This window comes from Ruegeria sp. K7, assembly GCF_056531785.1.
Window position 1 is genome coordinate 191,309 of the sequence record NZ_JBQFMJ010000001.1, and the last position, 14,400, is coordinate 205,708.

Annotated in this window: 14 protein-coding genes; 5 read left to right on the forward strand and 9 right to left on the reverse strand. The window is 58.3% G+C overall.

Annotation, left to right across the window (positions count from 1 at the left end; translation table 11 throughout):
• The first annotated feature begins 64 nt into the window (after positions 1-64).
• Together ACR0FE_RS00895 and ACR0FE_RS00900 are read left to right on the forward strand one after the other, a co-directional pair.
• On the forward strand, positions 65-835 hold the full coding sequence (locus ACR0FE_RS00895; protein ID WP_480440236.1) for a beta-keto acid cleavage family enzyme: 771 nt from the start codon (positions 65-67) through the stop codon (positions 833-835).
• Entirely contained in the window at positions 832-2,154 is a 1,323-nt protein-coding gene (locus ACR0FE_RS00900) for an aspartate aminotransferase family protein (RefSeq protein WP_480910313.1), read from the forward strand. Before ACR0FE_RS00895 ends, ACR0FE_RS00900 begins: the two co-directional genes overlap by 4 nt.
• A gap of 16 nt (positions 2,155-2,170) precedes the next feature.
• Here the strand turns inward: ACR0FE_RS00900 and ACR0FE_RS00905 are convergent, their stop codons facing one another.
• From ACR0FE_RS00905 to cobA, 8 genes are all read right to left on the reverse strand, one after another.
• On the reverse strand, positions 2,171-3,280 hold the full coding sequence (locus tag ACR0FE_RS00905; RefSeq protein WP_480910315.1) for an aromatic ring-hydroxylating oxygenase subunit alpha: 1,110 nt from the start codon (positions 3,278-3,280) through the stop codon (positions 2,171-2,173).
• A 240-nt stretch (positions 3,281-3,520) separates the two neighbouring features.
• On the reverse strand, positions 3,521-4,111 hold the full coding sequence (gene infC, locus ACR0FE_RS00910) for a translation initiation factor IF-3 (RefSeq protein ID WP_480440513.1): 591 nt from the start codon (positions 4,109-4,111) through the stop codon (positions 3,521-3,523).
• 116 nt (positions 4,112-4,227) lie between these two features.
• Positions 4,228-5,061, reverse strand: coding sequence for a ferredoxin--NADP reductase (locus tag ACR0FE_RS00915; RefSeq protein WP_480910317.1), 834 nt, complete (start codon positions 5,059-5,061; stop codon positions 4,228-4,230).
• Between the two features lie 108 nt (positions 5,062-5,169).
• Positions 5,170-5,577, reverse strand: coding sequence for a DUF934 domain-containing protein (locus ACR0FE_RS00920; protein WP_170616778.1), 408 nt, complete (start codon positions 5,575-5,577; stop codon positions 5,170-5,172).
• On the reverse strand, positions 5,574-6,335 hold the full coding sequence (locus ACR0FE_RS00925) for a phosphoadenylyl-sulfate reductase (RefSeq protein WP_480910320.1): 762 nt from the start codon (positions 6,333-6,335) through the stop codon (positions 5,574-5,576). The genes ACR0FE_RS00920 and ACR0FE_RS00925 overlap by 4 nt, the downstream gene beginning before the upstream one ends.
• Positions 6,325-7,989, reverse strand: coding sequence for a nitrite/sulfite reductase (locus ACR0FE_RS00930; protein WP_480910321.1), 1,665 nt, complete (start codon positions 7,987-7,989; stop codon positions 6,325-6,327). Before ACR0FE_RS00930 ends, ACR0FE_RS00925 begins: the two co-directional genes overlap by 11 nt.
• Positions 7,990-8,055: 66 nt before the next feature.
• Positions 8,056-8,370, reverse strand: coding sequence for a DUF2849 domain-containing protein (locus ACR0FE_RS00935; protein ID WP_170806260.1), 315 nt, complete (start codon positions 8,368-8,370; stop codon positions 8,056-8,058).
• Positions 8,370-9,146: a uroporphyrinogen-III C-methyltransferase gene (cobA, locus tag ACR0FE_RS00940; RefSeq protein WP_480910323.1), complete on the reverse strand. Its 777-nt coding sequence runs from the start codon at positions 9,144-9,146 to the stop codon at positions 8,370-8,372. The genes ACR0FE_RS00935 and cobA overlap by 1 nt, the downstream gene beginning before the upstream one ends.
• Positions 9,147-9,290: 144 nt before the next feature.
• On the opposite strand from cobA, the gene ACR0FE_RS00945 reads away from it, so the two are divergent.
• Positions 9,291-9,770, forward strand: a complete 480-nt coding sequence (locus ACR0FE_RS00945; protein WP_170616790.1) for an Lrp/AsnC family transcriptional regulator — start codon at positions 9,291-9,293, stop codon at positions 9,768-9,770.
• A 154-nt stretch (positions 9,771-9,924) separates the two neighbouring features.
• Here the strand turns inward: ACR0FE_RS00945 and ACR0FE_RS00950 are convergent, their stop codons facing one another.
• A complete protein-coding gene (locus ACR0FE_RS00950; protein WP_480910325.1) occupies positions 9,925-11,100 on the reverse strand; it encodes a cytochrome P450 in 1,176 nt (391 codons plus the stop codon).
• Positions 11,101-11,147: 47 nt separating this feature from the next.
• Between ACR0FE_RS00950 and ACR0FE_RS00955 the strand changes: the two genes are divergently transcribed.
• Together ACR0FE_RS00955 and ACR0FE_RS00960 are read left to right on the forward strand one after the other, a co-directional pair.
• A complete protein-coding gene (locus ACR0FE_RS00955) occupies positions 11,148-12,881 on the forward strand; it encodes a sensor histidine kinase (RefSeq protein ID WP_480910327.1) in 1,734 nt (577 codons plus the stop codon).
• Positions 12,878-14,107, forward strand: coding sequence for a sigma-54-dependent transcriptional regulator (locus ACR0FE_RS00960; RefSeq protein WP_480906427.1), 1,230 nt, complete (start codon positions 12,878-12,880; stop codon positions 14,105-14,107). The genes ACR0FE_RS00955 and ACR0FE_RS00960 overlap by 4 nt, the downstream gene beginning before the upstream one ends.
• Positions 14,108-14,400: the final 293 nt, after the last annotated feature.

Sequence of the window (14,400 nt, forward strand, 5' to 3'; positions counted from 1 at the left end):
ATTTGAAAACACGCGGTCGGCAAGTAAATGGGGTGCAGGAATGCGGCTGGGGTTGGAGCAGGGAATGCAACGTCCGGAAAATGAATCATTCAGACCTTACGTAATGGTCGCGCCCAATGGAGCGCGGCGTAGTCACATTGATCATCCGAAGCTGCCTGTTTCGCTGGATGAAATATTGGCGACGGCCCAATCGTGTTTTGATGCCGGTGCACAGGGGCTGCATTTGCATGTCCGTGACGACCAAGGTGCCCATTCTTTGGATGCTGGGCGATACCGAGAAGCGATTGCCGAGTTGAGCCGCACTGTGCCGGAGATGGACATTCAGATCACAACCGAGGCCGCGGGCGTTTTTGATGTCGCGGCGCAGTTTGAATGTGTGAAGCAGGTCAACCCTGGCTGGGCTTCGATTTCCGTCCGTGAAACTGCCCGCGCGCCGGAGCTTGCGGCACGGCTTTATGGACTTTGTGCGGAACAGGGTACACGGGTTCAGCACATCCTTTATGATGCAGAAGATACTGCTTTGCTGGATCAGTGGCGGGACAAAGGGATTGTGCGACAAGAGCAGGCGGATCGCCTGCTGGTTCTGGGCCGCTACACAACAGGTGGAGAATCGACACCTGAAGATATTGATGGTTTCCCGCAAAATCCGGCGCCGTGGATGATCTGCGCCTTTGGGAAACAGGAACATATGTGCCTTGCCGAAGCCGCAAAGCGAGGCGGTGATGTGCGGGTTGGTTTCGAAAACAGCCTGACCGACGCACAAGGTCGAACATGGACAGACAATGCGGCATCGGTAGCAGCGCTGGTCGCAAAAATTGAGAGGATTTTGATATGAGCCATGTATTTCCACGTCACACCAAGGCCGAACTGCCGGTCGCAGCAGGCGGTGACGGATGTTACCTGATTGACGCTGACGGGCGGCGCTATCTGGATTGCGGGGATGCGGCGGTTTCCTGTCTGGGGCACTCCAACCCGGCCGTGATCAAGGCGGTACAGGAACAGGTTGAAAAGATCGCCTTTGCCCATACAGGCTTCATGACCTCGGAACCGGCAGAGGAATTGGCGGATTTGCTGATCGAACACGCGCCGGGTGATCTGGACCGGGTGTACTTCGTTTCCGGGGGGTCTGAGGCCACCGAAGCCGCGATCAAGCTGGCGCGCCAGTATTATCTTGAAATCGGTCAGCCCGAACGCCGGCATGTGATCGCTAGGCGGCAGAGCTATCACGGCAACACTCTGGGTGCGTTGTCGGCAGGTGGAAACGCGTGGCGGCGGGCGCAGTTCGCGCCGATGCTGATCGAGATGACCCATATCGCGCCCTGTTTCGAATACGCTGAAAAACCCGATGGCGAGAGTAGCTTTGACTATGGTCAGCGCGTCGCCAATGAGTTGGAAACCGAGATTCTACGGCTTGGTCCCGATACCGTGATGGCTTTCATGGCAGAGCCGGTTGTTGGCGCGACATTGGGTGCAGTTCCTGCGGTTGAGGGGTATTTTAAACGCATTCGTGAGATCTGCGACAAGTATGGCGTGTTGTTGATTCTGGACGAAGTGATGTGTGGCATGGGCCGGACTGGGCATCTGTTTGCCTGCAACCATGATGGGGTGGCGCCGGATATCCTGTGCATCGCCAAGGGTCTGGGCGCGGGGTATCAGCCGATTGGTGCGATGCTGTGTTCCGGTGCAATTTATGATGCGATCCGGGATGGGTCCGGTTTCTTCCAGCACGGACACACCTATATCGGGCACCCGGTTGCGACGGCTGCTGCCTTGGCTGTTGTAAGGGAGCTGACTAACCGCGATTTGCCGACCCGAGCTGGCGTGATGGGTGAAAAGCTGCAATCAGCGCTCGAGGCTGCGTTTGGACAACACCCGAATGTTGGCGATATCCGCGGCCGGGGGTTGTTCCGCGGGGTGGAACTGGTGGCCGATCGGGAAAGCCGCACGCCTTTTGACCCTGCGCTGGGTGTTGCGGGAAAGATCAAGAAGGCTGCTTTGGCCGAAGGGCTGATCTGTTACCCGATGTCCGGAACGCGCGACGGCAGGAAGGGTGACCACGTCCTGCTGGCACCGCCCTTTATCATTGAGGACGAGCAGATTGACGAACTGGTCGCAAAACTAAGCAAAGCCATCGAGGTTTCGCTGCCGGCCTGATCAAGTCAGAGAATTCTCAGAGGGCCGTGCCTTCCATGGCTCTCTGGTAATGCGCATTGAACGCCATGATCGGGTGTTCTGATTGCGATGAACACGCGTCATCGACCACCAGTGCCCCAAACCCGATCGCGCCACTTTCCAACCCTTTCTGAACCGAATCCACAATCGGGCCATCTTCGGCAAAGGTGGTGTTGCGGTGTTGCAGGATGATCTCTTGTTCAACGGCGTTCGGTTCGGATTCGGGCAGCCACCAGTCAACTTCGATCTTGGTTTTGTTAACACTGACCGGGGTCCAGCGATAGGTGTTCACGATCCCACCGGGGTAAACTTGCAGGGCAAAAAGCGGAAAGAACCACCATGTCAGGAACTTATCCGTGCGCGCCTCGGGGTCGGCGACATAGCTGTAGGATTTTTGACTGTCCGGGCGGGCCGGGCTTGCATGGCGAATGCCGTAATCGTGACCGCGCGTCCGGTATTGGTCCGGATCGACCACACCAGTTGTCAGAGTCTTGTGAACCACAGCGCAGTGATAGCATTCGTTGAAATTCTCGGCGACCACTTTCCAGTTCGCGCTGGCCAACCGTTCCGTCCGGTCCGCTCGTTTATAGTTGGGAAGGTTGGGCGCGTATTCAGCGATTTCGCCAAGCGCGCTTTCGGCCAGTTCGGCCATTGGCCGGGCGTCCGGGTCCAGGTTCAGCAGAATCAGCCCGAAGAACAGTTCAACCTGAACCGGGCGCAGCTTGTACCGGCTTTTGTCGAAGCCCGGAAACGCGGTGGCATTCGGCGCGGCGCGCAACTGTTCGGTCGTGTCATAGGTCCATGCGTGATAGGGGCACGTCATCTTTTTGGTGCAACCCTTGCCATTCAGCAATTCATGGCCGCGATGAACGCAAACGTTGTAAAAGGCGCGGATTTCGCCGTCTTTGCCCCGAATCACGATCACTGAGACGCCGCTGATGTCTTCGACAACATAGTCACCGAATTTGGGGATGTCGGTTACATGGCCTACCAAATGCCAGGACCGCCTGAATATCCGGGTGCGTTCCTGGGAAAAAACGGCCTCATCGCAATAGGCCTGCGTCGGCAGCGATTGATAAACGCCGCCCGCGAATGACATTTCACCCATCGTTACCTCCCCTTTATCCGGCATCTCACGCTTAACCGTATCGCGATTCCGCGCATTCCAGTTTTCGCCAGCGCGCGGTCGAAATCAGATCGCCTGAAATCGACCCATGGTCGCTTTCAGACCTCTAAAATGTGCGGACGGGGACAGGTGTGTACAAATCGCGAGGATTGAATTTTCGGTGAACAAAAAAACCCTGCCAGAGCAACTCTGACAGGGTTTGAAATCGGCTACTTGAAGAGCTTATTTCTGCGGAAGCGGGCCGATCATCATGATCATCTGACGGCCTTCCATCTTCGGCATGTTCTCGACCTTGCCGATTTCCTTGATGTCTTCGGCAACACGCTCCAACAGCTCGCGACCCAGGTTCTGGTGCGCCATCTCACGGCCACGGAAGCGCAGGGTGACTTTGACCTTGTCGCCCTTTTCCAGAAACTTGACGACGTTCTTCATCTTGACGTCGTAATCATGCGTGTCGGTGTTGGGCCGGAACTTGACCTCTTTCACCTCGATGATTTTCTGCTTCTTGCGGGCTTCGCTTTCGCGTTTCTGCTGTTCGTACTTGAACTTGCCGAAATCCATGATTTTGCAAACCGGAGGATTGGCATTGGGCGATATCTCGACCAGATCAAGTCCGGCATCAGCGGCCATCTGCATAGCTTTGGCGGGATGAACCACCCCTACGTTATCACCGTCAGCGCCGATCAGGCGGATTTCAGGGGCACGGATCTTTTCATTGACGCGCGGTCCGGTGTCTCTCTGCGGCGGCGCGTTGTGGGGTCTGCGGGCTATGGGTTCATTCCTTTGATGATTGCAGAATTTCGAGACCGGAATTTAGACCGGTGCGAAAGGCGTTTCAAGCAGCATAAAGGCCGGAAAACACGAAAAACCCGCCTTTGTTGGCGGGATTGAGCTGGCCGGGTTGTCAATTACCCGGCCAGCTCCAAAGATCAGCCGACAAAGGCTTTTTCGATGACGAATTCCTTGGGGTCGGAATTTGCGCCTTCGCGCAGTCCGAACTCTTCCAGAATTTCCTTGATATCGAGGTTGAAAGCCAGGCTGCCGCAAACCATCGCTCGGTCGGTTTCGGGTTTGATTCCGCCATCGATGCCCAGATCGGCAAATACGGTGCCGTCTTTCAGCAGGTTGGTGATGCGGCCCATCTTGGGGCTCTCTTCCCGGGTGGTGCTCGGGTAGTAGCGGATCTTGTCTGCAAAACCTTCGCCGATCAGTTCTGCCAGCAGTTCGTCCTGGCGGATGCTTTCGATCAGCTGGCGGCCGTACTCCAGTTCAGCCACTTCACGGCAGGTGTGCGTGATGATGACCTCATCATAATCCTCATAGGTCTGCGGCTCGCGCAGCAGCGAAGCGAAGGGCGCGAAACCAGTGCCGGTGGCAAAGAACCACAGGCGTTTGCCGGGCAGCAGCGCGTCGTGCACCAGGGTACCAACGGGCTTGGGGCGAAGGATGATCTGGTCGCCGGGTTTGATGTGTTGCAGCTTCGAGGTCAGCGGACCGTCCTGCACCTTGATCGAGTAGAACTCGAGTTCCTCGTCCCACGAAGGCGAGGCGATGGAATAGGCGCGCAGCAGCGGCTTTCCGTTATCGCCCAACAACCCGATCATCACGAATTCGCCCGAACGGAACCGCAGCGAGGCAGGGCGCGACACCTTGAAAGAAAACAGGCTGTCGGTCCAGTGTTTCACGTCAATTACAGTTTGCGCGTCCGGCAGGACGGGGGCCTTTACGGCAGTTACTTCGCTCACGGGCTTCATCTCTGTCATCGTTTACCTGCCGGTCTGCTAAACCGACATCTCCGTTTAATCGTTGATCCAAGTCAGGAAAAGGGGACAGATTGCCCCCTTTCTGTCACAAGCTGGCGATGTGCGGCCTTAACCGCGCAGGCGGGCCTGATAGTTGTTCTCATTCCAGTTGGCGCGGGCAAGCCACTGATCTTCGGGCTGACGGGTGGCAAGGCCATCATCAATCTCGACCTCGTCAAAGCCACTGCGCCGCGCCATCGCGTATTGGTCTGCCAGAACGTGCCCCTTGGCGCGCAGACGCCCGGTATAGCCTTTCAGGCGCAGGGTGCGGGCGATGGTAAAGCCGCGGCCATCTGCGAAGGACGGGAAATCGACCCGCACCAGTTCGGCTCGGCCAAGACGATCGTAGAGTTCATCCGGGTCGGTGTCTGAACTTACATCCAGGGCAACCACGTCATTGGCGGCATCATCCAGCGAAACAAAGCCGTCGGTCCAATCATCGGGGGAAAACCCCTGATCCGTTACGATTACATTCATTGCTTTTCTCCAACACGCACCATCTTGCCGTCGACAAAATGGATGCCGCATTCTTCCTTGTTCTGATCGCGCCAGCGTCCGGCGCGGGGGTCTTCGCCCTCTTTGACCGGCGAGGTGCAGGGCGCACAGCCGATCGAAGGATATCCTTTTGCCACCAGCGGATGCCGGGGCAGGCGGTTTTCGTCCATGTAGGCGCGCACATCTTCAGGTGCCCAATGCGCCAGCGGGTTGACCTTGATCCGGCCTGTTCCGTCCTCGACCTCGAAAAAGTCGAGCGCGGCGCGGGTGCCGGCCTGAAACCGTTTGCGCCCGGTGATCCAGCCGCAATAGCCCATAAGAGCCTTTTGCAGCGGGAATGTCTTGCGTAGGTTGCAGCACGCATCCGTGTCGCGCAGGCGCAGGGCGCCATAGGGGTCATCGCGCAGGACGTCTTCATCGTCCGCCCTGACGATCCGAACGTTTCTCAGTCCAAGACGCTCGCTGACCTCCTGCTGATATTCCAGCGTTTCGGTGAACAGCATCTGAGTGTCGATGAACAGGACCGGCGTTGCCTTGTCGACAACAGCCGCCATGTGCAGCAACACCACCGATTCCGCCCCAAAGCTTGACACAAGGGCAAGCTCATCGATCTCTTCAATCGCGCCATGCATCACGTCGTGTGCACTGTGGTGGCGGAATCGGGTGTTGAGGTCCTCGACCCGTTCAGTCAGTTCACTTCGGTCTTTACCCAGTTCCGTCTGGATCAGGTCAAGCGGCATTGGCCTGTGCCTCGGGGTAAAGCGCCGCCTTGAACGGCGCCATGCCAACGCGGCGGTATGTTTCCAGGAACGTCTCCTCTGCGCTTTCACGCTGGTTCAGGTAGGTGTCGACGATGCGTTCCACGGCGGGGACGATCTCATCGTAAGCAAAGCCCGGACCAGTGCGATCGCCGATGGCCGCGCTTTCGGTGGCATCACCGCCCAGAGTGATCTGGTAGTTTTCGACGCCGGCACGATCCAGACCCAGGATGCCAATATGACCCACGTGGTGGTGACCACAAGCGTTGATGCAGCCCGAGATCTTGATCTTCAGGTGGCCGATATCATGCTCGAGCTTCAACTCCTCGAAGCGGTTTGCAATCTCTTGCGCAACCGGGATGGAACGAGCGGTCGCCAGCGCACAGTAGTCCATGCCGGGGCAGGCGATGATGTCGCTGATCAGGCCGATATTGGCGGTTGCCAGTTCGTATTCCTTCAGCTTCGCATGGATCGCAGGCAGGTCCGATTTATGGACATGCGGCAGGATCACGTTCTGCTCATGGCTGATGCGCAGCTCGTCATAGGCGAACTCTTCGGCCAGATCGGCCATGACTCGCATCTGCTCGGCCGTTGCATCGCCCGGCGTCTGGCCGTGCTTCTTGATCGAGATGGTGACGATGGCGTGGTCCGCGTTCTTGTGCGGCGCGATGTTCGTATCGATCCACGAGCGGAAGACCGGATCATTGGTATAGGCGCTTTCAAAAGAAGCAACCGATCCTTCACGGAAAGCGGGGGCAGCGAAGTGTCCCTTGATATCGTCCAGCAGCGACATGTCGGCGCCTTTGAACTGCGGGCGGACCTTCAGGAAGCGCTCGTTCACCTTGGCACGGATGGCGTCGATGCCATGCTCATGCACGGTGATCTTGATACGCGCCTTGTATTTGTTGTCGCGGCGGCCGATCTGGTTCCACACGGATACGGTGGCCTCTAGATAGGCCAGCAGGTCGTCAAAGGCGACGAATTCCGACAGTTCCTTGCCGATCATCGGGGTACGACCCAGACCGCCGCCCACGATAACGCGGGCACCCAGAACGCCGTCACGCTCGACCAGTTGCAGACCGATGTCATGCGCCTTGATCACGGCGCGGTCGTTTTCCGAGCCGGTGATGGCGATCTTGAACTTACGCGGCATGAACTGGAATTCCGGGTGGTCGGTCGACCACTGGCGCAGCAGTTCGGCATAGGGGCGCGGGTCGGCGACCTCATCCGCGGCGGCACCGGCGAAATGGTCGGCGGTCACGTTGCGGATGGTGTTGCCCGAGGTCTGGATGGCGTGCATGCCAACCTCGGCCAGCGCGTCCAGCATGTCCGGCACGTCGTTCAGTTTCGGCCAGTTGTACTGGATGTTCTGACGGGTGGTGAAATGGCCATAGCCCTTGTCCCACTTTTCGGCCAGTAGGGCCAGCTGACGCATCTGAGCGCTGTTCAGCGTCCCGTAAGGGATCGCTACGCGCAGCATGTAGGCGTGCAGTTGCAGATACAGGCCGTTCATCAAGCGCAGGGGTTTGAATTCGTCTTCGGTCAGCGAACCGTCAATGCGGCGCTCGACCTGCGCGCGGAACTGCGCGTTGCGTTCTGCCAAAAATGCTGTGTCGAACTCGGAGTAGCGATACATGATTAGCTGTCCTTAGTTGCAGCCCCGAACCTTGGGGCCTTGTAGGGGAGAGTGAGAGGCCAGAGGTCAGGCCCGGGGCTGCGGGGAAGTTTCCTGTTTGCCGTGGGCATAGTTGGACGGACCAGTCCGGCGGAAGTCTTCCCGAAAATGAGTGGGCTCGGGGCCGCGTTCGCCGGCGACCGCGTCGGCCAGATAGGCGCCAACGATGGTATTCGCCTGACGTGCGGCATCCAGCAGACGCACCTGCGCGTGAGCTTCGTCAGTAATCAGTTCTGCCTCGGACAGATCGCGTGACCAGCGATCGTCTTCGGTCAGATAAATGACGTCTCCTTCCAGCAGGTCGTTGGCTGTAACCACTTTGGGTGTAAAAGCGCGGGCCATCAGGCAAGCTCCTTGTTGAATTCGGTCAGGGCCTCGGCTGCACGGCGCGGTGCAAGGCCAAAAAAGGTCAGTGCGGGGCCGTCCATTGCGGCGGCATGCAGATCGGCGGGCAATTGGTCCAGCGTCGTGGACAGCACCCTTTGGCCTGGGCGCGAAGCGTTTTCGACGATGGTGACAGGGGTTGCGCGGTCAGCACCGTGCATGATCAGACGGCCCTGAATGAAACGGGCGGATTTCTTGCCCATATAGATTGCAGCCACGGAACCGGGACGCGCCAGTGCATTCCAGTCATGGTCGGCAAAACCCTTCATGTCGTGACCCGTCAGGTACCGCACCGAGGAATTGCGACCGCGGCGCGTCAGGCTTTGACCGATGCCAGCAACAGCGGCAGAGGCGGCAGTGATACCGGGAATGATCTGCCAGGAAACACCTGCAGCCTCAACCGCTTCGATTTCTTCGTCCAGACGCCCGAATACAGTGGGGTCCCCCGACTTCAGACGGACCAAACGCTGACCCTTCAGTGCGTAGTCCACCAACAATGCGTCGATGTCTTCCTGTTTCCATGAGGGTCCGAAGCCGGCCTTGCCAACATCGACCAGTTCAGCGGTCTTGCCGGCCAACGCCAGAATTTCGAGGCTGATCAGGCGGTCATGCAGGACGATATCCGCATGCTCAAACGCGTTCAGCGCCTTAAGCGTCAGCAATTCCGGATCACCCGGACCTGCGCCGACGAAATCGACGTGCCCTTTATCCGTATATGTGTGCGATTGCCGCATCTGAGGATCTCGACCTGTGTTTGACTTGATCCTCAATATAGGAAATATTCCCGGAATAACGCCATATAGGCGATAAAATAAGAACGCACGTTCCGCACAGGCTGAGCTTTGGGACGTGGGTTCCGGAAATGGAAGGAAATTGGAATGTCGGTGCGGATTGATGATACGGATCGGAAAATTCTGGTCGAGCTGCAACGCGACGCCAGTCAGTCACTGGATGAAATCGCTGCAAGGGTCGGCAGTTCAAAGACACCCGTCTGGAACCGAATCCGAAAACTCAAAAGTGCAGGGGTCATTGGTCAACAGACAGTGTTGCTGGATGCCGAGGCACTGGGGTTCGAGGCGACGTTCTTTGTTCTGATCCGGACTTCCGAACATGAGGCCGAGTGGCAGCGTAAGTTCCTAAAGGCGCTGCGGGACCGTCCAGAAGTGCAGGAGGCGCACCGCCTTGCGGGGGACATCGATTACATCCTCAAGGTGCGCGTCAGAAATGCCCGCGCCTATGACGATTTTTATCAGACCCTGATCTCGGAAGTGCGGGTGCACAACGTCACGGCTCTTTTGTCGATGGAAGAGATCAAATCGACGACGATGCTGCCGCTGGGTGCGCTGGTTGTTGGTTAACGAAGTGGGGGGGCGCTGCCCCCGCCGCGCTGGAACGCGTCTCCCCCGGGATATTTGGGGCCAGATGAATAAAGGATCCGATTTCATCTGGCTATAAATATTCCCGCCGGAGGCATAGCGCATTATGCGCTATTCAGTCGGCGTGTGCTGGAACTCAGACGTGAACAAGAAGCCTAGTAAGCCCATGAAAGTGATAGCTGTTCGAATACTCCGGCTGTGCCGACAGTCGTAATTCTGGTGCCCGCTGAAACAACACCTGCAGTGCGATGCGCATCTCGAGACGGGCCAGCGGGGCGCCGACGCAAAAGTGCAGGCCGCCGCCGAAACTGGTGTTTGTGACAATGGGCCGGGTCGGGTCGAAGGTGTTCGGTGCATTCCAGACCGCGGGGTCGCGGTTTGCGGCACCCAGCAACAGCGCAACCTCATCGCCACGGCTGAAGCGGTTATTAAAGATCTCCACATCCTCATAGGCATAACGCGTGAACATGTGCAGTGGGGGATCATATCGCAGAATTTCTTCAACGGCGGCATCGATATCGTCGGGTGCAAGCGGACGGGATCCGGTTTGCAACAGGGTTTTCACCCCGTTCCCCAGGGAATGCACCGTGGCCTCGTGCCCGGCGTTGAGCAACAGGATGCAAGTGGCAACCAGTTCGTTGCGGGACAGTTTTTCTCCGTCCTCTTCGGCCGCAATCAGGCGCGTGATCAGATCGTCGCGGGGAACGCTGCGGCGCTGTTCGATGTAGCGGGTCAGAAAATCGGTAAATTCCTGTGCGGCCCGGGCAGCGTTGTCCCCGGTCTGGTGGTTCCGGCTGGCCTGATACATCGCGACCATGTCATGCGACCATCGCAGCAACTGTGGTGACATGTCCTCGGGGACGCCCAGAAGACGGCAGATCGTAATGACCGGTACCTGAGTGCAATAGGCGTCCAGGAGGTCGAACTCTGTCGCGGGGAACCGGTCCATCAGGGTGTGGCAAAGCTGCTCGATCGAAGGCGCCAGGGACGCGATTGAGCGTGTGGTGAAGGCGCGCATGACGAGGGCGCGCAGCCGCGTGTGCCGTGGAGGTTCAGCTTCCAGCAAGGAATGCGCTTCGACATTCAACCACGGCGCCAGATGGGCGGGGCCGGGTTCTTGCAATTCTGCCGGAACCTCTCGGCCAAACCTCCGATCCTTCAGCAGGGCCTGCACAGCGCGATAAGAAACAGCGGCCACTTTGTTGTAGTCGCCCCAATACACAAGGTCGCCGTACTGGCGCGCCTCGTCATAGAATGGGTAGGGGTTTTGCACGAAGCCGGGCTCGACCGGCGATTGAAAAAGCGTCTTCATGCGGCGCAGACTTGCCATGAGGCGCGTCGAATGCAAGACCCTATGTCATGTATCGAGTCTGGGTGATCCTTGGATTTCTGTTTGTCGTCGGACTGTTGTCTGCCGGGGTCTGGTCCTACGCCTATCGTCAAGCCCTGTCGCAACTGAGCGAAAAGGCCGAGGCAGATCTTGAACTTGCAGCAGACCGGCTGAGCACGCAGATGCAGGTGTATCAGGAGCTGGCGGTCCTGATGGCCGATCATCCAGCCCTGCACGAGTTAGAAACCCCGGCAGACAGGCAGGTGGCCCGGTCCCTGCTGCTGGATGTGTCCGACAAGACTGCTGCAGTGAACATGATGTATTTGGATTCCAACGGGCAGGTTCTGGTCGCGGCCCAGCCGGTAAGGCAGCCCGACATGGCCGGATATCCTGCTTTTGAGCGCGCCATGCAGGGGGCCATGGGAAGTGCCCATGGGGCCCTGCCGGAAAGCGGTGATCGGATTTATTCCTATGCGGCTCCGACCTTTGGACCCTCGGGTCAGGTTGAGGGTGCTTTGATGGTTGTCGCGGACGTGCAGGATGTTGAGCAAACCTGGCGCGGCAGCACCGAAGCGGTATTCTTCGTGGATGCGGAAGGCGTTGTCTTCATCTCGAACAGGTCCGATCTTCTGTTCTGGCGGCGCGCAGAGGGACAACAAGGGCTTTCACCGCCGGATGGCGGCACGGTCGATTTCAGCTCGACCCGGGTCGCCGGGCATGAATTGTGGACGCTGAACTGGGGGCGTTATTTGCCCCGTCACGCGCTGCACCTGACGCTTGACCTTCCGGTTATCGATATGACGGCCGAGGTGCTGGTGGACGTAGCACCGGCCCGGCGCTTGGCGGGATTACAGGCCGCCGCGGTTGCCGCAATCTGTCTGGCCTTTGGGGCATTACTTTTTCTGGCAACTGAGCGCAGGCGCACATTGGCCGAGGCAAACACTGTTCTGGAAAGCAAAGTCGCGCGGCGGACCCGTGATCTGACGGATGCAAACCTGGCCTTGCGGCGCGAAGTGTCCGAGCGGATGGAAGCGGAAGCCGCACTGAAGCGCGCGCAATCTGATCTGGTGCAGGCCGGAAAACTGAGTGCGTTGGGGCAAATGTCAGCGGGTATCAGTCACGAGTTGAACCAGCCGCTTATGGCCATTCAGCAGTTTGCGGATAATGGCGCCGCGTTCATGGAGCGCGGTCGGAGTGAAAAGGCCCGCGAAAACTTGGGGCGTATTTCAGAAATGGCGGCGCGTATGGCCCGTATCATCAAGAACCTGCGCGCCTTCGCCAGAAATGAAAGCGAACCGATGGGAAAGGTGGATCTTGTTCAAGTCATCAATACAGCCGTCGAACTGACCTCGGCACGGTTGCACGCTGAAGGGGTCACAGTGGATTGGCAGCCCGATGTTGAACCGGTCTTCGCCTGGGGTGGTGAGGTTCGGCTTGTTCAGGTTTTCGTCAACCTTATCAACAACGCCGCAGATGCCATGATCGAACAGGACGATCGATATATTCGCATATGGATCGACACCGACGCGCGAGTGTCCGTCACCGTGCGCGACAACGGTCCGGGAATCGAGGATCCCGAAAAGCTGTTTGAACCCTTCTATTCGACCAAGGCCGTTGGTTCGTCCGAGGGGATGGGGCTGGGCCTGTCGATTTCTTATGGGCTGGTTCAGAGTTTCGGCGGCGACATTCGGGGTTACAATTCACAGAGTGGCGCGTGTTTTACTGTCGAGCTGGATTTTTACGAGGATGACAAGGCCGCATGATGCACAAAGTCCTACTGGTTGACGACGATGCGGCGGTTCGGGACGCCCTGGCGCAGACGCTGGAACTGGCCGACTACGCTCCGATTCCTGCAGGGTCATTTGTGGCTGCGAAAGACCATATCCAGGCCGAATTTCCCGGTGTCATCATCTCGGACATCCGCATGCCGGGGCGAGACGGGTTTCATCTGCTGAATTACGCGCATGAAATCGACCCCGATCTGCCGGTCATCCTTCTGACCGGAGAGGGCGACATTCCGATGGCGGTGCAGGCCATGGGGCAGGGTGCCTTCGATTTCCTTGAAAAACCCTGTGCCGCTGCCGACCTTCTGGCGGTTCTGAAGAGGGCCATGGAAGCCCGTGCGCAGGTTCTGGAACAGCGCGCATTAAAACGCGAATTGGAACGAGGTGATCCCGCCGCCCGATTGTTGTTCGGACTGTCCCAGCAGGCCGAAGCACTGCGCGAACGTGTCCGCACCGTAGCACCGACCAACGCCGAGGTTCTGGTAACCGGGCCGGCTGGAAGTGGAATATCCAAGGTTGCCGAAGTGGTCCATATGATGTCGCCGCAGGCGCAGGGGCCCTTTGTCAAGCGGCCATCCTCGGGTCTGACCGCGGCGGAGCTGGTGCAGGTCTGTCATGACGCCGCTGGTGGCTCGCTGTTTCTGGATGAAGTGTCGGCAATGCCCGAAGCTACGCAGTATGCCGCGCTTGAGATTGTCGAGCAGGGCGCCGGGGTCCGCATTCTGGCGGGCACCACAGCGGACCTGTCGGCATTGTCTTCGCAGGGCCGTTTTCATGCGGATCTGTTCTATCGCCTTGACGTCATGCGGGTGCGCATCCCCTCGCTGGCAGAGCGTCCCGAGGATATTCCGGTGATCTTTCGCCACTATGTCGCGCAGGCCGCTGAACAGGCGGGGATTGCCGCGCCCGAGATAACCTCGGAACATCTGGCGTCCTTGATGGCCAGCGACTGGCCGGGCAATGCGCGCTCGCTGATGTCCGCTGCGATGCGATTTGTTCTGGGAATGCCCGAAGATGTCGCGCAGGCTGCTGATCTGGGGCTGAGCGAGCAGATGGCGCGTGTCGAACGTTCGCTGCTGATCACCGCCTTGGGTCGGCATAACGGGAAGGCCTCAGAAGCGGCGCGTGCACTGAAGCTGCCGCGAAAGACGTTTTACGACAAATTGGCACGCTACGGCATCCGCCCGGAAGACTATCGGCGGTGACGCGACCGCGCGGCCCAGTTTTACCTAAAAATTCTGCGGTTATGCGCGCTTGGCGGAGTATCCCGCCCCAAGGGAGTTGCTACCGGTGCGAATCTCCGGGTGTTTGATTCGGAACTCGTGAGTCGCCGTAGTGCGGAAATCCGCACAGTGCGCCAAAGGCCTGTGCGGATTTCCGCACATGGCTTCTTGGAGATCCTGAAGTTTCAGGTATTAAGTTCATATACGTATTTGATAAAAAACAATAAAATATCAAAAAAACAGCTATGAAACAAAAAGTTGTGAGAAGAGATTTG